21 protein-coding genes and 1 pseudogene are annotated in these 21,219 nt (G+C 37.2%); 8 read left to right on the forward strand and 14 right to left on the reverse strand.

What is annotated here, in order from left to right:
- Window positions 1–21: 21 nt before the first annotated feature.
- Window positions 22–615, reverse strand: a complete 594-nt coding sequence (locus CWATDRAFT_RS01280; RefSeq protein WP_231607034.1) for a UbiA family prenyltransferase — start codon at window positions 613–615, stop codon at window positions 22–24.
- Window positions 616–929: 314 nt separating this feature from the next.
- Window positions 930–1,166, reverse strand: coding sequence for a DUF2283 domain-containing protein (locus CWATDRAFT_RS01285; RefSeq protein ID WP_007303275.1), 237 nt, complete (start codon window positions 1,164–1,166; stop codon window positions 930–932).
- A 132-nt stretch (window positions 1,167–1,298) separates the two neighbouring features.
- On the opposite strand from CWATDRAFT_RS01285, the gene CWATDRAFT_RS01290 reads away from it, so the two are divergent.
- Both CWATDRAFT_RS01290 and CWATDRAFT_RS01295 read left to right on the forward strand, forming a co-directional pair.
- Entirely contained in the window at window positions 1,299–1,571 is a 273-nt protein-coding gene (locus CWATDRAFT_RS01290) for a type II toxin-antitoxin system ParD family antitoxin (protein ID WP_007303276.1), read from the forward strand.
- Window positions 1,564–1,869 carry a type II toxin-antitoxin system RelE/ParE family toxin gene (locus CWATDRAFT_RS01295; protein ID WP_007303277.1) on the forward strand — a complete coding sequence of 102 codons (306 nt, stop codon included), beginning with the start codon at window positions 1,564–1,566 and terminating at the stop codon, window positions 1,867–1,869. Before CWATDRAFT_RS01290 ends, CWATDRAFT_RS01295 begins: the two co-directional genes overlap by 8 nt.
- A 97-nt stretch (window positions 1,870–1,966) precedes the next feature.
- Here the strand turns inward: CWATDRAFT_RS01295 and CWATDRAFT_RS01300 are convergent, their stop codons facing one another.
- The 5 genes from CWATDRAFT_RS01300 to CWATDRAFT_RS39180 form a co-directional block, all read right to left on the reverse strand.
- Window positions 1,967–2,203: a DUF2283 domain-containing protein gene (locus tag CWATDRAFT_RS01300; RefSeq protein WP_007303278.1), complete on the reverse strand. Its 237-nt coding sequence runs from the start codon at window positions 2,201–2,203 to the stop codon at window positions 1,967–1,969.
- Window positions 2,194–2,571 (reverse strand): hypothetical protein, encoded by a 378-nt coding sequence (locus tag CWATDRAFT_RS01305; protein WP_232286917.1) that lies wholly within the window; start codon window positions 2,569–2,571, stop codon window positions 2,194–2,196. Before CWATDRAFT_RS01305 ends, CWATDRAFT_RS01300 begins: the two co-directional genes overlap by 10 nt.
- Window positions 2,555–4,441, reverse strand: coding sequence for a glutamine--fructose-6-phosphate transaminase (isomerizing) (glmS, locus tag CWATDRAFT_RS01310; RefSeq protein WP_007303280.1), 1,887 nt, complete (start codon window positions 4,439–4,441; stop codon window positions 2,555–2,557). The genes CWATDRAFT_RS01305 and glmS overlap by 17 nt, the downstream gene beginning before the upstream one ends.
- Window positions 4,442–4,768: 327 nt before the next feature.
- A complete protein-coding gene (locus CWATDRAFT_RS39175) occupies window positions 4,769–5,551 on the reverse strand; it encodes a 2Fe-2S iron-sulfur cluster-binding protein (RefSeq protein ID WP_268742118.1) in 783 nt (260 codons plus the stop codon).
- Between the two features lie 141 nt (window positions 5,552–5,692).
- Window positions 5,693–6,580: an FHA domain-containing protein gene (locus tag CWATDRAFT_RS39180; protein ID WP_232286918.1), complete on the reverse strand. Its 888-nt coding sequence runs from the start codon at window positions 6,578–6,580 to the stop codon at window positions 5,693–5,695.
- Window positions 6,581–6,705: 125 nt separating this feature from the next.
- On the opposite strand from CWATDRAFT_RS39180, the gene CWATDRAFT_RS01320 reads away from it, so the two are divergent.
- From CWATDRAFT_RS01320 to CWATDRAFT_RS01330, 3 genes are read left to right on the forward strand one after another with little or no spacing between them, the layout of a single operon-like run.
- Window positions 6,706–7,392 carry an MBL fold metallo-hydrolase gene (locus tag CWATDRAFT_RS01320; protein ID WP_042711127.1) on the forward strand — a complete coding sequence of 229 codons (687 nt, stop codon included), beginning with the start codon at window positions 6,706–6,708 and terminating at the stop codon, window positions 7,390–7,392.
- A gap of 29 nt (window positions 7,393–7,421) precedes the next feature.
- On the forward strand, window positions 7,422–7,913 hold the full coding sequence (locus CWATDRAFT_RS01325) for a DUF3122 domain-containing protein (RefSeq protein ID WP_007303284.1): 492 nt from the start codon (window positions 7,422–7,424) through the stop codon (window positions 7,911–7,913).
- Between the two features lie 39 nt (window positions 7,914–7,952).
- A complete protein-coding gene (locus tag CWATDRAFT_RS01330) occupies window positions 7,953–8,597 on the forward strand; it encodes a protocatechuate 3,4-dioxygenase (protein ID WP_007303285.1) in 645 nt (214 codons plus the stop codon).
- A gap of 34 nt (window positions 8,598–8,631) precedes the next feature.
- Here the strand turns inward: CWATDRAFT_RS01330 and CWATDRAFT_RS01335 are convergent, their stop codons facing one another.
- Window positions 8,632–9,000, reverse strand: coding sequence for a hypothetical protein (locus CWATDRAFT_RS01335; protein ID WP_007303286.1), 369 nt, complete (start codon window positions 8,998–9,000; stop codon window positions 8,632–8,634).
- A gap of 846 nt (window positions 9,001–9,846) precedes the next feature.
- On the opposite strand from CWATDRAFT_RS01335, the gene CWATDRAFT_RS01340 reads away from it, so the two are divergent.
- On the forward strand, window positions 9,847–11,454 hold the full coding sequence (locus CWATDRAFT_RS01340) for a putative bifunctional diguanylate cyclase/phosphodiesterase (RefSeq protein ID WP_232286920.1): 1,608 nt from the start codon (window positions 9,847–9,849) through the stop codon (window positions 11,452–11,454).
- A gap of 34 nt (window positions 11,455–11,488) precedes the next feature.
- Here CWATDRAFT_RS01340 and CWATDRAFT_RS01345 read toward each other — a convergent pair whose 3' ends face one another.
- Complete coding sequence (locus tag CWATDRAFT_RS01345) at window positions 11,489–12,577, reverse strand: tocopherol cyclase family protein (protein WP_007308894.1); 1,089 nt, start codon at window positions 12,575–12,577, stop codon at window positions 11,489–11,491.
- A gap of 806 nt (window positions 12,578–13,383) precedes the next feature.
- On the opposite strand from CWATDRAFT_RS01345, the gene CWATDRAFT_RS01355 reads away from it, so the two are divergent.
- Both CWATDRAFT_RS01355 and CWATDRAFT_RS01360 read left to right on the forward strand, forming a co-directional pair.
- The gene (locus CWATDRAFT_RS01355; RefSeq protein WP_007303289.1) at window positions 13,384–14,382 is read left to right on the forward strand and encodes a septal ring lytic transglycosylase RlpA family protein; all 999 of its coding nucleotides are present in this window, start codon (window positions 13,384–13,386) and stop codon (window positions 14,380–14,382) included.
- A gap of 14 nt (window positions 14,383–14,396) precedes the next feature.
- A complete protein-coding gene (locus CWATDRAFT_RS01360) occupies window positions 14,397–15,914 on the forward strand; it encodes a bifunctional pantoate--beta-alanine ligase/(d)CMP kinase (protein WP_007303290.1) in 1,518 nt (505 codons plus the stop codon).
- Here CWATDRAFT_RS01360 and CWATDRAFT_RS01365 read toward each other — a convergent pair.
- From CWATDRAFT_RS01365 to CWATDRAFT_RS01385, 5 genes and pseudogenes are all read right to left on the reverse strand, one after another.
- Window positions 15,895–16,467, reverse strand: a complete 573-nt coding sequence (locus CWATDRAFT_RS01365) for a Uma2 family endonuclease (RefSeq protein WP_007303291.1) — start codon at window positions 16,465–16,467, stop codon at window positions 15,895–15,897. The genes CWATDRAFT_RS01360 and CWATDRAFT_RS01365 overlap by 20 nt on opposite strands.
- Before the next feature lie 42 nt (window positions 16,468–16,509).
- Complete coding sequence (locus CWATDRAFT_RS01370) at window positions 16,510–17,079, reverse strand: Uma2 family endonuclease (RefSeq protein ID WP_007303292.1); 570 nt, start codon at window positions 17,077–17,079, stop codon at window positions 16,510–16,512.
- 75 nt (window positions 17,080–17,154) lie between these two features.
- Window positions 17,155–18,114, reverse strand: a complete 960-nt coding sequence (locus tag CWATDRAFT_RS01375) for a peptidoglycan DD-metalloendopeptidase family protein (RefSeq protein WP_007303293.1) — start codon at window positions 18,112–18,114, stop codon at window positions 17,155–17,157.
- 11 nt (window positions 18,115–18,125) lie between these two features.
- Window positions 18,126–19,424, reverse strand: a complete 1,299-nt coding sequence (locus CWATDRAFT_RS01380; RefSeq protein WP_007303294.1) for a homoserine dehydrogenase — start codon at window positions 19,422–19,424, stop codon at window positions 18,126–18,128.
- A gap of 213 nt (window positions 19,425–19,637) precedes the next feature.
- Window positions 19,638–21,132, reverse strand: a pseudogene (locus tag CWATDRAFT_RS01385) (IS5 family transposase).
- Between the last annotated feature and the right edge of the window lie 87 nt (window positions 21,133–21,219).

A 21,219-nucleotide genomic window follows, 5' to 3' on the forward strand; every position in this document is an offset into this window, starting at 1 on the left:
GACACCGATGGAAGTATTAATCTAACGCAGTATTTCTAAAACCTTACTACTGTTGAACAATAGCCCAATTGTGCTTGTAACACTTAACATTACCAGCACCCAATTTCCTAAAATCGCTGCTACCATTGTCGCAGCAAGAATAGTAAACAGGGAGAAAAAGAAGGCTGTCCTCACACCAAAAATCACTGGAATCGTGGGAACACCGGCAATACGATCGCCTTGTGTATCTCTGATGTCATTGAGATTGGCAATTGATGCTATCATGAGACTCTCATAGAGCATTCCTCCGATGATTGGGAAGCTCCAAGGGACACCACTTACTGTCATTGGCACAATAAAGGTAAGAATGACCCAGAGGACGACTATAAGAGCCGTTTTAACCCCTGGTATTTTTTTAAGACTTCCACCATTGGGAAGAATTGGGAGACTATAGGCAAATGCGAGTCCTATGGTACTCATAATAGGAAAGATTGCCGCTGGTCGTAACAGCATTGCGATGAAGCTGATAACTACTGCGATCGCACATGAGTAAACCATGAAAGTATAATGCGATCGCAACCAATTAGTCCGTTGTGGCGCATTGATGATATCTGATTCCTCACTTAAATCGTGCATGCGGTCATAACTGTACGTCAAAAACCCTAATAACCCAGTCAGGAGGAGAACCACACTATCCGGCTCACATTCTGCCAAAGAGTAGAATAGCAGAGTGTATAGTACGGCCGAGACTATGACCAACCCATTGCCATATCGTAGAAAATCCCTAATAAATGTTCCACTGCTTCTAAAATTCATAACTCACCGTTCGCTCAAACTTCTGAACTATTTATAATGATAATGGCTAAAAAGCTTCGACGAAAAAATGACCATATCAGTGCGATCGCTAATCTTGTAGGTTGGGTTGAGAAACGAAACCCAACATCGATAATCTATCGTTTCCTAACATTAAGAATACTTAACCCAATAATTTCATCTCCTTGATAACGAATAATAATATCATCATCAGTTAACTCGCTATCATCAGCAGATAAAGCAGGTTGATGAAAATTGATATATAAAACATCTGCTTCTGCATCATAAGCTGTCCAAAAATTTTGTTTCGGAAGATTCTTAATTGTTTTAGCTAAACTAAGATAAGATTGAAGATTAATATGAGTGATAGCCATTTTATTTCCTAAAAGTAAACCTAATACTGATTTTAAAAAAGCTCAAAATTTAGACATTATTGTAGTATATCCTGAAACTTAGCTATAATTAGAAAGAATAAAAAAATCAAAAATCAGGAATTTATTTAACCAATGAATATCACTTTAAGTCCAGAACAAGAAAAGTTTATTCAATCACAAATTGCTAGGGGAAAATATACAAATATTCAGCAGGTGATTGATTCTGCTTTAAAATTGTTAGAAAAACAAGACCAAAATTATGAACAATGGCTGGATGAAACTCGCCAAAAAGTTAAGGTAGGTTTAGAACAATTAGAAAGGGGAGATAAGGTTGATGGTGAAGTTGTTATTGCTCAATTAGAAGCAAAATTTAAGCGTATGAGAGAGGAAAATTTTAATGAGTAAGTATAGTCTTTCTCAAGAAGCTATTCATGATTTGGATGAGATTTCTAGTTATTTTGCTCAAGTTAGTATAGAAGCAGGAGAACGTTTTGTTAAACGGTTTGCTGATAAGTGTAGAAATTTAATTAAGTTTCCCAGTATGGGACGCAGTTATTCTGAAATTATGCCTAGTTTACGGGGTGTTCCTCTTGATGGTTATATCATTTTATATCAGGTGAAGGGTGAAGAAATTGAAGTTGTTAGGGTTGTTAGTGGATACCGCGATTTAGATTCTCTTTTTTCAAATGAGGAGGAAAGTTAAGGTGCATTAAATTTCATTAATTGTTTTCTCTTTACTAATGAAGTGCGATCGCTGATCTTGTAGGTTGTGTTGAGAAACGAAACCCAACACCGATAATCTATTGTTTCCTAACATTGAGAATACTTAACCCAATAATCTCGTCACCTTGATAACGAATAATAATATCATCGTCGGTTAATTCGCTATCATCAGCAGATAAAGCAGGTTGATGAAAATTGATATAAAGAATATCTGCTTCTGCATCATAAGCTGTCCAAAAATCTTGTTTAGGAAGATTCTTAATTGTTTTAGCTAAACTAAGATAAGATTGTAGGTTGATGCTAGTTATGGCCATAATTGTTTTCTCTTTGCTAATGAACGAAGACGACGGGTTAAATAAGCAGTAATAATAAATCCATCATTCAATAATTCTCGATAAACAACAACCATATATTTACCTGTGATTATCTCTTTGATGGCTAAAAATTCATCCTGACTACCTTCTAATATTTTATCAGGGTTTTCAATTGTTTTTAAAACTTCTGATTTATAATCAATTAATTCACTATGGTTATTGAGAATATGATTCCATCTTTCTTCTGTTAAACGAATTAAAATACCATTTTTAGAAATACTGTTATTTATCATATTTAAAAAGATAATCTCAGGAGTATTATAAATAACAATAATCCTAAGACTATTAATCTTATTCCACCGTAACACTCTTAGCTAAATTACGAGGTTGGTCAACGTCTAAACCTCTTCTAGCAGCAATATGATAGGCTAACAATTGTAAGGGAATCACGGAAATAATAGGTGATAAAAGTTCATCTACATGAGGAACAAATAACAAATCATTAAAGGTTGCTCTCGCTTCATTATCATCAGTAGGAGTAACACCAATTAACCTTGCATCCCTGGCTTTTGCTTCTTGGGCATTGGATAATACTTTATCATGAACATCCCCTGGCATAGCAATAGCAACCACAGGAACTTTCGCATCTAATAAAGCAATGGGACCATGTTTCATTTCCCCTGCTGGATAGCCTTCAGCATGAATATAACTTATTTCTTTTAACTTTAATGCTCCTTCTAATGCAATAGGAAAATTAATCCCTCTGCCTAAGAAAATAAAGTCTTGAGTATCGATAAATTCGTGTGCTAACTCTTCAATTTGTTTTTCTTGTTGGCTTAAAATTAGTTCGATTTGATTGGGTAATTCTCTTAACCCTTTCACCAAACTTTCTAACTTATCTGCACTTAAATGTTGACGACGATAAGCTAAATCTATGGCCAAGCAATAAAAGCCCATTAATTGTGCAATAAAACTCTTAGTTGCAGCAACTCCGATCTCGATCCCTGCTTGAGTATTAATAATCCGATCTACCATGTGAGCGAGGGTACTTTCGGGACGGTTGGTAATACCTAAAATTTGTGCATTGTATGGAGATTCTAAAGCCATTCTGCGCTGCTTTTCCATCTCTAAGGCAGCTAAAGTATCTGCTGTTTCCCCTGACTGTGTTACCCCAATAGTTAGGGTATTTCTTAACATTGGTGCAGGAGAATAACGAAACTCTGAAGCATACTGTACCATTGTGGGAATACCTGCTAACTGTTCTAGCAAATATTTACCTACCATACTGGCATTCCAACTGGTCCCACAAGCGACAATTTGAATATAATCTACATTGTCACAAAGTTCGCCAGCTAAACCTAAATTAATGGGACTTTTTTCTTCTGCTTTTTCCTTACTCCAACTCGCATCTAAATAGGTTTCTAAACAACTTCTCACCACGGAAGGTTGCTCATATATTTCTTTGAGCATGAAGTGACGAAACCCTTGTTTTTCAACAGTGGTAACGTTCCAGTCGAGGGTTCTAGGTAGCTTTCTCAGGCGTTTTAGGTCAAAATCGTAAACTTCTACGCCGAGGGGGGTTAAACGGGCAATTTCGCCGTTTTCCAGGGATAAAACTGCATGGGTATGAGGGACTACCGCCGTTACATCAGACGCACAGAAAAATTCCCCTTGGCCAAAGCCAATAATTAAGGGTGCTTGGTGACGTGCCACAATAATTTCATCGGGGTAGTCTGCACAAATAACGGCGATCGCAAAGGAACCATTGAGACGATGGATCGCTTTTTGGATAGCTTCTAAGAGACCATCATAATCTACAGTTTCGGGGAGATATTGGGCGATTAAATGGGGAATAACTTCCGTGTCTGTTTCTGAAGCAAACTCACACCCTTTATTAATTAATTCTTCCCGTAATTCTTGATGATTTTCGATAATACCATTCTGCACAACTGCCAACCTCTGACTATTATCCCGATGAGGGTGGGCGTTATGTTCTTCGGGTTTACCGTGGGTGGCCCAACGAGTGTGGCCGATACCCATTTGCGAAGGGTTGACCTCCCGTTCTAATTTTTCCCGTAGGTTGTAGAGTTTACCTTTTGCTCGGGTACAGTGGATATTACCCTCTAAAACTGTAGCAATACCGGCTGAATCGTATCCTCTGTATTCTAACCGTTCTAAACCGTCGATTAATACGTCGGTTGCCGTTTTTGTGCCAATATAGCCCACAATTCCACACATAATTTTATATATAGTTAGATGATTAATTTATTAATTGTCTATGATCATGCTCAAAATGACCAGGGTTTTCTGATTGATCAATAAATTATCTGGTGGTCATGGACTACATAGACGTAGTTTATCTATTTTCTGTTTCAATATCAAAAGGAGGGTAGAGTCCGAGGCAGGTTATATAGCGTTTCTCGGACTCATGAGGCTTCGCCGTGAGCGCGACTCCGAACGGTACACCTAATATCGCGCGTCCGAACTCCGAACTCCGAACTCCGAACTCCTAAAACTAGAAAACTGTGTACCTCACAAGTATGGGAACTGCTATAGATGGGTATTTTAAGCGTCGATAATCACCTTTCCTTGAGGATGAGCGATACAAGCTAAAATATAGCCCTCTTCTGCATCACTCTCATCTAAACCATCGGGATCACCCTCATAACGAATGTCTACCTCTAGTTTCTTCACCTTACAACTCCCACATCCCCCACTGCGACAACTAGATTCCACCTCGATCATTTCTTCTTCAGCTAAATCTAATAAGGACATTTGTTCATTACAAAGAACCTCTTTTCCTGACTCTGCAAAAACCACCGGATAAGATGTATCATTACTCGGAGCCGTAACAGGTTTTGGTGTAGCAACATGATTATTTTTGGTGATATTATTATTGGGTGCGACAACAGATGAATTATCATTCTTCTCTTGAGAAGATGGGGGGCGTTTTTTCTTAGGACTTCCAAAACTTTCTTGATTATAGTTTTCCATGGGAAAACCTAATTCTTCTACTAATTTTTTGACCCCTTTCATGAAACTATCAGGACCACAAACATAGATAACTCTATCCTTATAATCGGGACAAATAGCTGGTAATAAAACCTCGTTTAGTCGTCCCTGAAAACCCCACCAAGGGTCTCCGGTTGTCTGACGAGTCATGGTTAAACCCAGATGAAAATTACTATGATTAGCTGCCATTGCTTCTAGTTCTTTTCGATAGATAATATCTCTCGGACTTCTAGCACTATGGACAAAAGTAATATATCTCTCAGCTACCGTATCTAAAGCCCAACGCGACATAGACATCATTGGTGTTATTCCACTTCCTGCTGAAATAAATAACAATTTAGTTGCATTATTATCAACACAGGTAAACTTCCCTGATGGTCCTGTGAGGGTAATTTCATCCCCTACTTTAACATTATCATGTAACCAATTAGAAACTAACCCAGGTGGTGCATCTGGAACATCTGCTGGGGCTGGTACTCACTTAACTGTAATTTCTAAGGTATGGGGACGAGAAGGAGTAGAAGAAATTGAATAAGACCTCTTTATTATCTTATCATTAATATTGAGATTTAGGGTAACAAATTGCCCTGGCTTATAATTAAATAGAGTGGGTGATGTTCCAGTAAAACGAAAGGTTTTAACATCCTTGGTGTCTTCAATGATGTTTAGGCAGCGAACTGTTATTTTCCCTTTGTTCCACCAGTTAATTCCTCCTAAAGCCGGAGGTTGTGATTGCACAATATTTGGAGTAGTTTCCTGTGGTTTTGAAGAGACTTTATTATTTATCTTTCCTGTGGGTAAAGGCGGAGAAATTACAGCCCCGTTAGAACCATTGCCCATAGAAGATCCTGATTCTAGTTGATAGTTATCTGCCTTAGTTGTTGGTTCAAGAGTAACTTGATTCGCTGGTTCTGTTTTTTCTGAAGCTTTATCAGTAGAACGGCGATTTTTTCTGGTTAATGCTTTAATATTTTGCAGACTCCTTTTATTAGAGGACTTACTCTTCTTAGTATTCTTACTCTTCCTATTTTTCGACTTCTTCTTAATTGGTAATCCATCAACAATTAACACAAAGTCACCAATGCGAATAATATCATCCGTCTCTAAAGGATAAGACTTTTCCTTATTAACTCTTTCATCATTGTACTGAGTGATTCCTTTCTCCGTTAAATCCTGAAAGTAATACTTACCCTTATCGGTAAACAATTTACCATGAACTTCCTGGACTTTAATACTAGGAAGCATTAACCCACAACTGGGAGAATTACCAATCAAACACCCATAGTCCTTCAGACGGTGATCGCTTAATTCTAGTTCCTGATGTTCTAGGGGATGTTGCGGATTAAATAATTTTATTTTTAGCATGGCACTAACTAAAATCAAAAAGGAGGTAAACAGTAAATCCTGATATTTTTAGAATCCCCAGAAAATTGCCAAAGTTAACACACTTAAGATATCTTTAGATTGATTAATGAAAATTAATGAAAATTATGCTCTTTCGTCAACTGTTTGATGAAGAATCATCCACGTATACTTATTTAATCGCCGATCGCAGTCTAAAACAAGCTTTATTGGTTGATCCTGTCTTGGAACAAGTTGAACGGGACCGAAAATTGTTATATGAGCTACAATTAACCTTAAAATACTGCTTAGAAACCCATATCCACGCCGACCATATTACAGGAACAGGAAAATTACGGGGTATAACCGGATGTTTGGTGATTGTCCCGGAAAATGCTCCAGTTAACTGCGCTGACGGGTTTCTCAGGGACAGAGAAGTATTAAAGTTAGGGGATGTTATCATAGAGGCGATCGCTACTCCAGGCCACACGGATAGTCACTCGGCCTATTTAGTCAATAACAAAGCTGTTTTAACAGGAGATGCTTTATTTATTCGAGGGTGTGGGCGTACAGACTTTCAAGGTGGTAATGCAGGGGTATTATACGACTCGGTGACACAACGATTATTTACTTTACCGGACGAAACTTTAGTCTATCCTGCCCATGACTACAATGGTCACAGTGTTTCTACTATTAGGGAAGAAAAACAATATAATCCTCGTTTTCTGGGACGGGATCGCCCTCAGTTTATCACTTTTATGAATAATCTTAATTTACCTGATCCGAAGAAGATGATCAAAGCAGTCCCTGCTAATCAAAAATGTGGCAATATTTAAACAGTGATTAGTTAGGGGTAATATAAAAAATGAGTAAGAAATTTTTTAGGTTAATTTTTGTCTTAGTTTTGATGTGTTTATTCTTCATAAAACCTGCTTCTGCTGTGATTAGGGAAAGTAAAATACCCCCTGATATTCTGCTTTATAAATCCATACAAACTTGGCGAGATAAATCTAAAAATCCTTGGCAACTAATTTTTTACAAAGAGATAAGAGGCAATAATAAACCAACGATAAATCTTCGTTTAGTAGGATTTCCTGAATTATTTGAATTTGCACACCCTCAACCGTTAACCATCAAAATTAGGGAAGATTTAACCGTTAAAGTTCCTGATATTTTTGCCAGTGATAAAGAGGCCTTTTCCCCTAGTATGGGTCAGTATGATTTCAATCCTATTATAGAACGATTAGAAACCGATAGTTTTTGGTTGTTACAATTACCTTTAAAAGATGATGAATCAAGTACAATTAAAGTACCTTATTTTATTATAGAAGAATGGACAAAAATAATATCAATGTAATTATTATGTAGTATTGTTTATGTTAATCAGATTACATCAATGGCATTAACAAGAAGAAATTTACTCAAACAAATCGAATTTTTTAGTATAGGGTATATAAGCATCCCCTTAAGTCGACAAAAGCCCATATCTGATCTGACCCCAGAACAAATAGAGGGACCCTTTTATCCTCTAAAATTTCCTATAGATGATGATAATGATTTAACCTGGATAGGAAACAAAAAAAACCAAGCATTAGGAGAAAAAATCATCATCGCAGGTCAAGTTTTAACTAGGAAATATCAACCCATTACCTCAGCAAAAGTTGAAATTTGGCAAGCTTGTTCTTCAGGACGTTATAATCACGAATACGACCCTAATAATGCACCGATTGATCCTAACTTTCAAGGTTGGGGGCAGACAAATACCGGGGAAGACGGTTCCTATGTTTTTAAGACTGTTAAACCAGGGGGATATCCAGTAACTAGGTCTTGGAGAAGACCTCCTCATATTCATTTTAAAGTAACACTTCCTAACCAAGAAGAATTAATTACTCAACTGTATTTTTCAGAAGAAACAACTTTAAACGAAAGGGATAAAATCTTACAAAGAATTCCGAACAATCAACAATCTTTGGTAATAACTGAATTAACGAGAAGTGAAAAACTCAAGATAAGAATTGGTCAATTCAACATTATCATATAAGAATAATTGAGAATACCAAACCAGTGAACTTAGTTTAAGAAACTGTTTGTAAGGGACTTGACTTAATCTTTTCTAAACTAAGGGTAAGATTATCATCTTGACGATGAGCTTCCCATTTTCCTTGGTTAAAAACCCCTTCCTGCCATTGTCCTGTCATCAATTTTTCATCAGAAGAAACCGTCCCAAAATAGTCAATACAATGACGGGAACCGCTAAGATAACATTTACGGAAAGTAACCGTGCGGCCACTGATTTCCCCTGTAACATTAGCTTCTCCTAGAGAACTATCATCCAAAACGTTCCCACTCAGAGTATTTTTTCCCTGCACTAAAGTCATTTCAAAACGAGTAGGAGAACCATATTGCCAATAAGTTCCAAGCCATACTCCACTAACATCAGCCATAACTTATATTACTTGGTTTTTCTCAATTGTAGGATATGGTGCGGGTTAATAGTCAAAAAACTCTAGTATCAATTCTCATATAGCAATCAGGTTTCAGTTGTGAGAATTAATGTTGAAACTGATCCCCCCACTACCCCCCAACCCCCCTTATTAAGGGGGGAACTAAAGGGGAGATCTCAATAATCTCATAAATCATTACTGATTGCTATATGGCCAAAATGGGACGATGCTGGATAATATTTTAAGTAAAAAAACAGAAAATTTTGTTAATAATAGGGCTAAAGTCTTTTAAACTGGGATAAACAGCATATTTTTACCATAGTGTTCATAATTAATAGCAATACATAAACAGTAATATAGTTTTCTAGTAGTGATAAAAAATGGACTTGTACAGGGCTTCTGGAAGTGCTGTTTATGTTATAGTTAGAACAACGCCCATATTAATAGGGCTACAGAATCTATTTTATTCTTAGGAATAAGTATAATGACGGTGAGGGGTAGTTGATAAACTATTTGGAAAGATATTTTTCTTAGTCATATATACTTTAACTGATTAAGTTATCTCATCTTAATGGGACTTTTCATCTCATTAAAGTAAGTTGTACTAGGACATGAGAAATGATTTGGAACTCAATTTTTTTTATGACAATAATTGACTTAATAATTATTGTTATGTGCTTTTACTCCTTTTATACATTTACTCAGGATTATAAGTTACTCAAAAAGCTGAGATGGCAGAACTCTGTTCTCTACATTATATTAGGACTAACTTCTATTGGGATATTCTATAGTATAGACTTATATACAATGTATGTAATGCCCTTGTTTACATCCCGTGAACAAGCAATGAAAGCTATGATGGATCTTCATCTAAATGCAAGTTGGGTTACTACTTTATTTGGATTAGGCTTTACCGTAGTAGGGTTATGTAGCCTAGTTAGTAAGTTACTGCCAGAAACCTATAACAACCTAAGAGATTTACAAGTTAGTGAAGCTCAGATTCGTCAATTTAATTTTCAACTAGGAACTGCAATTAAAGAACGGACTTTAGAGCTAGAAACAACTAATAACAAGTTAGCCACAGAAATTGAGCAACGTAAAGTAATAGAACAAAAATTACAACATGATGCACTGCATGATAATTTAACTAAACTACCTAATCGTTCTTTCTTGATGACAGAAATCAACGAATCACTCCAGAAGTCTAAAACTGATCAAGATTATCAATTCGTTGTTCTATTCATTGATATTGATAGATTTAAGGTGATTAACGATAGTTTAGGACATCATGCTGGGGATACTATATTAGTAGAAATTAGTCAGCGTATCTGTCAAACAATAGATAATCTAGGTCGGGTTTTCCGCCTAACTGGAGATGAATTTGTAGTCTTATTAAAGAACATTAATAGCTCTCAAAAAGTCCTGCAAATAACTAATAAAATTATCGAGCAGATTCAATTACCTATATACATCAATAATCTTGATTTTTTTACCACTGTCAGTATTGGGATAGTATTTGGGAGACAGCCTTATTGTTATGATTATGAAGAGGGTATAGAGATTCTACGAGATGCAGATAATGCCATGTATAAAGCTAAAGAAAAAGGACGTAATCGTTATTGTGTCTTTGATCAAACTATGCACAAAGAAGCTCTGAAAACCTTACTTATACAAACCGATTTAAAGAAAGCATTAATTAAAGAAGAGTTTATACTTTATTATCAACCAATCATCTCCCTTTCTACCCAAGAACTTATTGGTTTTGAGGCATTGGTAAGATGGAATCATCCCCAAGAAGGATTAATTCCCCCCATCGAATTTATTAGTTTAGCCGAAGAAACAGGATTGATTATAGACTTAGGAAACTGGGTATTTTTTGAGGCTTGTCGTCAAGCTCAAGTGTGGAAGAAACAATATGAAAAAGCTGCATCTTTAAAAATAAGTATTAATTTATCAGGTCATCAGATCAACGAAGTAAATTTAGTAGAAAATATTGATAGAATTTGTAACCTAACTCAATTAGATCCAAAATTCATCAGAATGGAAATAACAGAAAATATTTTAATCAAAAATCATCAAATTATTAACGATTTATTTCAACAAATTAAAGAAAGAAAAATACAAATTTGTATCGATGACTTTGGCACTGGTTACTCATCATTAAGTTATTTGCATAATTTTGAGCTTGATATACTTAAGATTGATAAGTCTTTTATTCAGCGTAATCTAAACGAGTTGAAAACAATAAAAATCCTCAAAACCATTATTGATGTAGCTTATAATTTCGGAATGGATGTAGTAGCAGAAGGAATTGAAACTGAGCAACAATCTAAAATACTTCAAGATTTAGGCTGTAAATTAGGACAGGGTTACTTTTTTGGACATCCCTTAAATGCGAAAATTTTTGAAAAGACTTGGTTTGAGACTGAGCAAGCATCACTCATTAATTATTAACAGATGATCTTTCTACGAAAATGGGATGCGTCTATTATCCGTAAATCCAAGAATCATCCCAGGGCGATCCACCAATTTCTAAACCCCCCAAACAACTGTTAGCTTTTAAGAGTATTTTACCCTCATGATTAGCTAATTCTAGGGTTAAATTTCCTTTTACAGTGTCCCGACAAAGGAACTGTAAACCCTCAGCCGTAGGAACCCTAACATAAGTCCCTGATTCCTTAGTATTCCCTTCTATTTTAACCAAAAAATCAGCATTTTTTCCCTGCATAATCCAACTTCCCCAAGGCGTTACTTTCCAAGATAATTGACTATCATCTCTGAAAAATTTATAGAATTTACCTTGATAGTGTAACCCAATAATTCCAACAGATTCTTGCCAGTTGAAAACTTGTCTTATGCCCCCAGCAGCAGTTAAAGCTAAGTCTGATTCTTGCTCAAAACTATTACAATTAATCCAAAACCATTTACTAGGGAAAGAATAACCCCAGTTTTTTTCACTGTATGCCGGAACATTACTAAATTCGTACTTTTTACCATTCCAATCGATATAACCAGTTGCCCATCCATGAGCCATTAAAACTTGCCATCCTGGATCAAAAATAGGTAGAAAAGATAACCATCCTGCTGTTGCTTCTTGGGAATAAAAACGATTTCCCCATCCATCCACTGGCCTTATATCATAGCACCAACGACAATAATTATTGGTAACAGGATCTTCAATATAACCCTGATTTAAGGTAGCGCTTGCTTGATAACCTTCCTCAACAGCTTCCTCGAAAATAGTTGACTCAATAATTTGCGGTTTTAAAGTAAGATTCTCTTTTTTCCAATGACACAACGCCAATTGTTGCTCACTAGCCCAAAACTTTTTAACATCAGGAAAAATACGATATAAATATTCTTCATTTTCCCCTAAGACTTGTGCTGCACCTCCGCTATGAGGTTTTCCACCAATGGGATCATCAATAGAATACATAAAGGCAAAACTTTGACCCCATTGGGGTAAAGTAACCCGATAATACCAACCTTCAAAAAAACGCCTGAAACTACCATCCCAATGATAACCAGAATGGGGGGTTTTCCAGGGTTTATTAATGTTTGATGTCTCTTCTCCCAAAAGTTCTCTCAATTTTAAACTGTTAACTGTTAATGGAATAAGCTTTCAGCACTAATTCCAAATTAGCAAAAGGCAGTACCACAACCCACAAACTAGCCCCAACAATCAAGACTACCCAAGAGGATAAATCGTTCCTAGGGGTTGTTTCATCAACCCAAAACAGTTTAAACCACATCGAAAATATGAGTAAGGCTACAGCCCAATAATAACTAATAACAATCCCTAGCATAATATTCAATCCCAATGGGCATTTTAACTCAATTCTATGTTATCCGAAATTGACAAAATTGCAACTCCAACCTTATTATTCCTCAATTTTTATAATCTCTATCAACACTTAGATTAGAAAATCTAATATAAATGCTGAGAAAGAATCAGAATTATCAGACTTTCCTCCCTAAGGATATTGAAAAGATTACAGCAATTGTTCCGTATAAATACGTAAGTCTTTACCCTATGGCATCTTGGATAGAAAAACTTGTTGACCTCATGATAATCAAAGGTTTGTAGCTTAATCCTTTCTTAAATATGAATTAGAAGACAATATCTGTGCGGATCGTTTTTGAGGAAATTTAAGTAAATCTACTATCGTAATCTATGTACTTTTTCCTGTAAACCTTTATTAAGAGATTCAAGGAACACCATTCTGAATCAGAATTCACGAAAACCACACCCCCTGAAAAATTCGTGCTACTGTGTAAAGGTTTAAGAAATGTAAAACACAGTTCTGTGAGGAGTCAAAGTTGGAAAACCCATTGAATTAAGGGAATTCCAAGAGGTTAAACAACTTACTTAAGACAATATCTATGAACAATAAATTTTTGACTGGATTAGCAACTGCCTTAATGACCACTGTTGGAACTACCACCTTAATTGGTGTTTCCTTACAGAGTTCACAAGCCTCTAATACGATAGATCAGGTAGATCAAATAGGAGTAGGGACCCTTGTAGGGCAAGAAATTTCCGATTTTCAGAGGCCAAATGTGGTCAGTTTCGGACCCATTCAACCCGATAGCACATCTGAAACTGCTTCAAAGCAGATCGCCACACTCTATGTTCACCCATGGCAATCTCAACTGGCAGTAACCTTAAGAATTCGTCAAATTCCTGTGTTAACTTTTTTGGGGTCAAAAGCCGAGTTAGCAGCCCTTCGAGAACAAGGAAATGATATAGATCCCACTAAGATAGAAAGCAAAGCTATTGATCGCGCTAAAGCCTTCGCTAAACGCCTCAATGAACTTGATAACGATAATACTTTTAAAGCAGAAAACCTCAGCGTTACCTTAAATCCAGATAAAACCCATAGTATTAAATTAAATTCAGAAGAATTAATCAAACTCGATAAAGGGGTTATCTTATCCGATACCACCCGCAACAAAGCCATTGACGCTTTACAAGCTACCAACCGTTTACGGCGATTGATGGGAAATGCGCCCCCTCTAACAGCCGTTGTTAACCCAAATCAACCCCGTAACAATGAGTCCGGTTTAGCTAGTGTTCGCCCTGTCACCAGTCGTCGTAAAGGGATGGCCTCTTGGTACGGGCCAGGTTTTCACGGCCGTTTAACCGCCAATGGCGAGCGATACAACCAAAATGGTTTAACCGCAGCACACAAAACTCTACCCTTTGGCACTCAAGTACGGGTAACTAACCTCAGAAATGGTCGTTCTGTCATTGTCCGTATTAACGATCGCGGACCCTTTGTAGGTGGACGGGTGATAGACTTATCAAAGGGAGCAGCAAGTGTGATTGGTTTAGTTAGCAGTGGTGTGGCTCCCGTTCAACTAGAAATATTAGGGCGTTAATCAACAGCAAAAAAATGCGTCTGTTTAAAACTGTAGCCGGGTTACGTACTTACTTAGCTTCCGTGAGAGAAAACCAAACTATCGGGTTGGTTCCCACTATGGGAGCCTTACATGAAGGTCATATTAGCCTCATTCGTCGTGCTATGTCTGAGGTTGATCGGGTGGTGGTGAGCATTTTTGTTAACCCCCTCCAGTTTAGCCCCCAGGAAGATTTAGCTAAGTATCCTCGTCAACTAGAAACAGACGCTCAACTGTGCGAACAGCTAGGAGTGGCTGCTATATTTGCCCCAACTCCCGACGAAATGGGTATTAATAGCACCTCTGAGCCAAGCACTCAAGTTATTCCCCCGGCACAGATGCTCTCTGTCTTATGTGGGCCGTTTCGCCCTGGCCACTTTCAAGGGGTGGCCACCATTGTTACTAAATTATTGACCATTGTTGAGCCCAATATGGCCTATTTTGGGGAAAAAGATGGCCAACAATTGGCTATTATCCGCCGATTGGTTAAAGATTTAAACCTACCTGTAGTTATTAAAGGTTGTCCCATTATTCGAGAACCCTCTGGACTCGCTTATAGTTCTCGTAATCAATATCTGACAGCAACACAACAACAAGAAGCGATCGCCTTATATAAAGGGTTACAAGCAGCTAAACAAGCTTTTATCACTGGAGAAAGGGAAACTCAAGCTTTAATTAGTTGTGTTAAAGAACAATTAACCTCCCATTCTGCTATAGAGGTTCAATATATTGAATGTGTCCATGCTCAAACTCTAGAACCCTTAGATACCATTGAAGAAACAGGGTTATTAGCGATCGCTGCTTATATAGGATCTACTCGACTGATTGATAATATAATCTTACGGGTTAGACAACCCATTATTGCTATTGATGGCCCTGCCGGTGCCGGAAAATCTACCGTTACCCGTCAAGTGGCCCTAGCTCTAAATTTAACCTATTTGGATACAGGGGCTATGTATCGGGCTATGGCCTGGTTAGTTTTACACTCAGACATAGCAACAGAGGATGAAAGTGCGATCGCTGAATTAGTGTCCCAAGCTACCCTAGAATTTATCCCCCCCCGTGATCAACAACCTCTCCAAGTGATTATTAACGGGGAAAATGTTAGCCAAGCTATTCGCACACCCGAAGTCACTGCTTTAGTGTCTCCTATTTCTGCCTATGCTGCGGTTCGTGAAAAATTAGTGACTTATCAACAGGAATTGGGAAAATTAGGGGGTATTGTAGCGGAAGGCCGAGATATTGGTACTAATGTTTTTCCTGATGCCGAGGTTAAGATTTTCTTGACAGCTTCGGTTGAAGAAAGGGCAAGACGACGGTTAAAGGATTTTCAGGCCCAAGGAGAAGATAATATAAGTCTGCAACAACTGGAAAAAGATATTCAACAAAGAGATTATCAAGATACTCATCGAACTTTGGCTCCTCTCCGCAAGGCCAGCGATGCGATCGAACTTAATACCGATGGTTTAACTGTTGAAGAAGTGATTAATAAAATTATTCATTTGGTTCAGTAATATCTTCATAAATATCTGAAACTAAACAAGAAAATTCGAGGGTATTTAAAGTTAATTGCTCACTTTCTTGATAGGATTGTAATAACCATTGCTCTTGTTCATTCTTAGAGAAAGTATCGACTCTTTTAGTGTTTTGACTAATTAAAACATATTCTTTTAAAGATTCTAATCGACGATAATCAGCAAATTTATCTCCTCGATCAAAAGCTTCTGTACTATCGGATAACACTTCAATAATTAAACAAGGATGACAGATATATTGAGTTAAGTTTCTATCTCTTTCATCACAACTAATAGCTATATCGGGATAATAATAAGTATTGACTGATTCAATTTTAACCTTTGTGTCAGAAGCATAAACACGACAACCTTTTCCCCGTAAATGATTTCTTAAAAGGGTTATCACGTTAACAGCAATTAACACATGGTTATTGCTTGCACCTGCCACAGCATATACTTCTCCTTGACGATATTCGTGTTTAATATCGCTTTTTTCTTCACAAGAGAGATATTCATCAGGGGTTAAATATAAGGTTTCAGGATTAGCTATCACAATCTTTTTTACGATTTTGATGATTATTTATTTATTATACTATTATTTCGTTGCATTAAAAATATTTTCAGGGGTTAAACTGAGATCAGGAAAATTGGAAGATACAATGGGTTGACTATTTTTTAAAATGGTTTCTTCATAAAAACCATCTACTAAAATTAAGAGGTTAACTTGTTCTTTTTCAGGATCAATAATCCAATATTCACTGATTCCTCTCGTTGCATATTCTGAGCGTTTATAACGATAGTCTCGATCTTGATTTCTCTTTCCTGGTGAAACTACTTCTACCACTAAAACAGGGGATGACATTTCGGGTGTAATGGTGGCTCTTTTTCCACCTATTTGAGTTAATAATTCTTCACTCAATATCATTAAATCAGGTAAACGAACACGATTGCTACTAACAACTAATTCTGTATCTTTATGACAAATTAGCTTAAAAGAAATTATCTTAGCAAATTCTGTGAGCAGATAGATAGCAATACGGTTATTTATTGGACTTTCCGTTGGCATAGCAATTAATTCTCCGTCGACTAATTCATAACGAGTTTCTGTCCCGTCGTCATAAGCAAGATAGTCTTCTAGGGTAAATTTTTGAGTAATTACAGTCATTGTTTACCTCAATTATGAGTTAACAGTTACTATACTAATTCTAACTAAAACAATTAATTATTAACTATTAATTGTTTATTGCGATAAATGAATACTAGGATCTTGTGCAACCCAACCAACAGGAGATTTAAAACGGACTTCAAAATGTAAATGAGGGTTTAATAAGTCAGGTTGTCCTGTTGTCCCCACATAACCTAAAACTTCCCCTACTTGCACCGAGCGACCCATACGAGTCTCAAAACGACTAAGATGGCCATAACGGGTTTGTCTTCCATTCCTATGATCCACAATCACCAAAAAACCATAACTTCCCTCTTGGCCCACATAAACCACCTCTCCTGAGTCTGCTGCTAATACAGGGGTTCCTACTTCCGCTAAAATATCCATTCCCCCATGAAAAAAAGACTCTCCTGTATTGGGTTCCACGTGCCATCCATAACTTAAGCCAACTTGGGCGATCGCGGGTAAAGGATAACCCCTCAACCCAGTATAATTATCTTGAGAAGGTCTTTTTCCTGGTTGCCAATTAACCCCAGGAATAAAGACCACTGTTGGGTTTTCCACACAACCATTAAGCTCAAACAAAACATCTGCCCTCACACCATAAGCAGTGGCTAAGTCTTGCCAGGTGGCACCATTGGGAACAGTTATTTTAACCCCATTAAAAGGAGGAATTAAAATTTCTTGTCCAACCTGTACTCGTCCCCCTTCGAGACTGGGGTTAACACCTACCAAGGTTTGAGGAATTAAATTATACTGTTGCGCAATACTTTCTATGGTTTCCCCAGAAATAACCTGATGGCGTTGTAAACGGGATAAAATAGGACTTTGACACAACTCAGATAAAGACGTTTGAGCGATCGCAGATAAAGGAGAAAACCAGGAGACTAGAGAAAAAAAAGCAACAATAAATCTTCCTTTGAAGCCAATTTTTTCTCCATAAAGGTCACTCAGCAAAAAATTCTGCCTTCTCCAAACCCCATCTTTGTTTAATCTTTTTTGTTCACTGCTCACTGCTAACTGTTCACTGCTCACTGTTCACTGTTCTACAAAACCCTGACAATACTGGGGATACTATCGATCGCTTCTAGATTACGAATTTCATCTAAAGCAGTGTTGAAATTTCCTTCACGGACATAGTGAGTGACGACGACAATCTCAGCAAGTTCCCCTTGAAAACCAATTTGAACCACCGACTCTAAACTAACCTGATGATCACCAAAGGTTGTCCCTAAATAACCGATTACCCCAGGTAAATCTTTGGTGAGGAAACGGGCATAAAAACGGGTATTAATGGCTTCTATGGGAGTAATTTGACAAAAATGCTGATGAACACAACTTAATAAGGGATCAAGATTGTTATTTGTACCACTACTCTTGAGAATTGCCACAATGTTCATAATATCAGAAACCACTGCGCTGGCCGTGGGTCCCGCACCAGCACCTGGTCCAAAAAACATCACTTGTCCCAGGGGTTTTCCTTCTACCAAAACAGCGTTATAAACGCCGTTAATACTGGCTAAAGGATGATTTTTCGGTACTAAGGTGGGATGAACCCTTAATTCTAGTTGTTGGGAGTTTTCTCCTTCTGTTCCCTGAGCAATGGCTAATAATTTGATCACAAAACCTAGTTGCTCGGCGTAGGTAATATCCGTTGCACTGATTTCACGGATACCTTCACAGTAGATATCTTCTCGTTTAACCCTTCCTGCGAACCCTAAAGAGGCTAAAATAGCGATTTTATCGGCCGCATCTAACCCGTCCACATCGGCAGTGGGATCGGCTTCAGCATAACCTAATTGTTGCGCTTCGGCTAACACTTCCCCAAAGTCTGCCCCATCTGAGGTCATTTTGGTCAAAATATAGTTGGTAGTGCCGTTGATAATACCAATAATACTGACGATCCGATTTGCCCCTAAAGACTGTTTCAGGGGTTTAATGATGGGAATACCACCACCCACGGCAGCTTCTAAGAGAACATATACTCCGGCTTCGTTGGCTGCTTCGTAGATTTCATCGCCATAACGAGCAATTACTGCTTTATTTGCTGTCACTACGTGCTTTTTGTTGGCAATAGCTTGTAAAATGAGGGATCTGGCAGGTTCGAGTCCTCCCAATAATTCCACGACGATCGCAATTTCTGGATCGTTGACAATACTTTCTAAGTCGGTGGTGATCACCCCTTCGCTTAATTCCACCTGACGGGGTTTATCGGGCGATCGTACCCCTACTTTGCTGATGGTAATTTCTTCTAACAGGGGGTTTCTACCTGTGGGGTCGAGTAAAATTTGTGCTGTTCCCGTTCCCACTGTTCCCAAACCCAGTAAACCAATTTTAACGGCCACTTATTCTACTCCTATCTTTTCTAGTATATTTTATCAGTTAACAGTGACCAGTTAGCAGTTACCAGTTAGCAGTTACCAGTTAGCAGTGATCAGTTACCAGTGAGTAGGATGCTACTTTTGCAGCAAGTGAGCAGGATGCTCACATTCCTAGCTCATTTTGGCTAAAACATTTCACTACCTACTTAGGGTTTGCTGAAAAAGTTTCTCCAAAATTTATGCCACTTTTGACCAAGAATTTTCTGACGAATCAATAAGTTTTAGTACATAAAAATTGTTTAAAGTATAATCAAAATTAATGAAAGGCGGTTTGATGAGTTCCCCTGTTCTATTATTAGTAAATAAGGACAAAAAAAGCGACAAAAACTGCCTCAGAAGTTTAGAAAGATTGACAACTAAAAATGTAATAGCAATAGATGTAATGGAGGTTTCAGGGAGTTTTGTCTTGTCCAAACTTTCCCTCAATAGCATTACGGAAGCATTCATCGGAGTGGGCTTGTTTCTTTTCTTCTTCACTGACATTTTTCGGAGGTCTTCCTAACTTCGGACCACTGATTCTTATCCCTCTTTCCTTACACCAATTTCTGTTTTCCCTAGTTCGATAAATTTTATCTACATGGACGGATTCGGGATAATAGCCAAACGTTTCTTTATACTTTTCTACTTGTTCTTTTAAATGACAAGATTCATTGAAGTTTTCCCAACTTATTTTGTCTAGAAACACATAGTTATCTACACAGCTTACTGAGAGTTTAGCTCCAAACTCTATTGGTTTTCCTGCTTTTCCCCTCACTATTGGACGAATATGCCGTTGAGTTAAACTTACAATTCTTTGAGGAACACTCTGGGTCTTATTCTCCCACATTGACTGTTGTTGTTCATAAACTTTTTTGATAGTCTCTAAACAATTTTTCTGTCTTTTACTCAGATTTTCCAGGGAAGCCCCAGCTTGAATTAAGTCTTCTATATTTCCTGAATTTTTCTTAAGGTATTTTAACTGTTTCCCGATAGCTTTTCTTCTTTTTTGATAAGATACTTTTCGTTTTTTAGCTACTTTTAAGTATTCCTTTCTAGCAATTTTTCTAGAAGTTCTCGGCTTTTTTCTCAATTTTACTCTTAATGGTTTATAAAGATTATCTATTATTCTTTCTGTCTCAATTCTGGCTTGATTTAATATGCCTAAATCCGTTGGGTATTTGATGTCTGCTGGCGCACAAGTCGCATCTAAAATTAGTTTACCTTTATTTTTTATTTTTTCTCCTTTTTCTTGGAGACAATCCTTTTTTTTTACTTCTTTATCACTCTTGTCTATTTCTCTTTTTACTATTTTTTTATTGATTTTGTTTATCAATTCTCCATCAATTCTTTTCCTAAAATGAACTAGCATTGAAGATTCCAGTGGTGGCTCTTGTTGATAACAATTTAAACCTATAAAGTATTGTAGATAGGGATTTTCTCTAATCTGTTCTATAGTTTCTCTATCACTTGTTCCTAATTTTTCCTTAATAATTAATGTCCCTAATGCCATTCTAAATAGTTTGGCTGGCGCACCTTTTTCTGCTGAAAAAAGTTTAGCATATTCTTCCTCAAAATCATCCCAAGGTATCAACTCTGCCATGATTACCCAACGATTATTGGGGGACAATTTGCCCTCGAAAGGTAATTCAAATTTTTTTTGGGGCGGTAAAGGTTGCTCCTCTTTTCGATACATTTGTTCTTGACCAACAACTGGGAGGTGTTTCTACCAATTATAGCGGTTTGTAGCCGACAAAGCTGATCTTTTTTGCGATCGCGAATA

The sequence above is a fragment of the Crocosphaera watsonii WH 8501 genome (assembly GCF_000167195.1).
Taxonomy (GTDB): Bacteria; Cyanobacteriota; Cyanobacteriia; order Cyanobacteriales; family Microcystaceae; genus Crocosphaera; species Crocosphaera watsonii.

Coding starts and splice junctions, on each gene's coding strand:
- CWATDRAFT_RS01280 (WP_231607034.1), bottom strand. CDS start 615: ATGCACGATTTAAGTGAGGAATCAGATATCATCAATGCGCCACAACGG.
- CWATDRAFT_RS01285 (WP_007303275.1), bottom strand. CDS start 1,166: ATGGCTATCACTCATATTAATCTTCAATCTTATCTTAGTTTAGCTAAA.
- CWATDRAFT_RS01290 (WP_007303276.1), top strand. CDS start 1,299: ATGAATATCACTTTAAGTCCAGAACAAGAAAAGTTTATTCAATCACAA.
- CWATDRAFT_RS01295 (WP_007303277.1), top strand. CDS start 1,564: ATGAGTAAGTATAGTCTTTCTCAAGAAGCTATTCATGATTTGGATGAG.
- CWATDRAFT_RS01300 (WP_007303278.1), bottom strand. CDS start 2,203: ATGGCCATAACTAGCATCAACCTACAATCTTATCTTAGTTTAGCTAAA.
- glmS (WP_007303280.1), bottom strand. CDS start 4,441: ATGTGTGGAATTGTGGGCTATATTGGCACAAAAACGGCAACCGACGTA.
- CWATDRAFT_RS39180 (WP_232286918.1), bottom strand. CDS start 6,580: ATGCTAAAAATAAAATTATTTAATCCGCAACATCCCCTAGAACATCAG.
- CWATDRAFT_RS01320 (WP_042711127.1), top strand. CDS start 6,706: ATGCTCTTTCGTCAACTGTTTGATGAAGAATCATCCACGTATACTTAT.
- CWATDRAFT_RS01325 (WP_007303284.1), top strand. CDS start 7,422: ATGAGTAAGAAATTTTTTAGGTTAATTTTTGTCTTAGTTTTGATGTGT.
- CWATDRAFT_RS01330 (WP_007303285.1), top strand. CDS start 7,953: ATGGCATTAACAAGAAGAAATTTACTCAAACAAATCGAATTTTTTAGT.
- CWATDRAFT_RS01335 (WP_007303286.1), bottom strand. CDS start 9,000: ATGGCTGATGTTAGTGGAGTATGGCTTGGAACTTATTGGCAATATGGT.
- CWATDRAFT_RS01340 (WP_232286920.1), top strand. CDS start 9,847: ATGAAAGCTATGATGGATCTTCATCTAAATGCAAGTTGGGTTACTACT.
- CWATDRAFT_RS01355 (WP_007303289.1), top strand. CDS start 13,384: ATGAACAATAAATTTTTGACTGGATTAGCAACTGCCTTAATGACCACT.
- CWATDRAFT_RS01360 (WP_007303290.1), top strand. CDS start 14,397: ATGCGTCTGTTTAAAACTGTAGCCGGGTTACGTACTTACTTAGCTTCC.
- CWATDRAFT_RS01370 (WP_007303292.1), bottom strand. CDS start 17,079: ATGACTGTAATTACTCAAAAATTTACCCTAGAAGACTATCTTGCTTAT.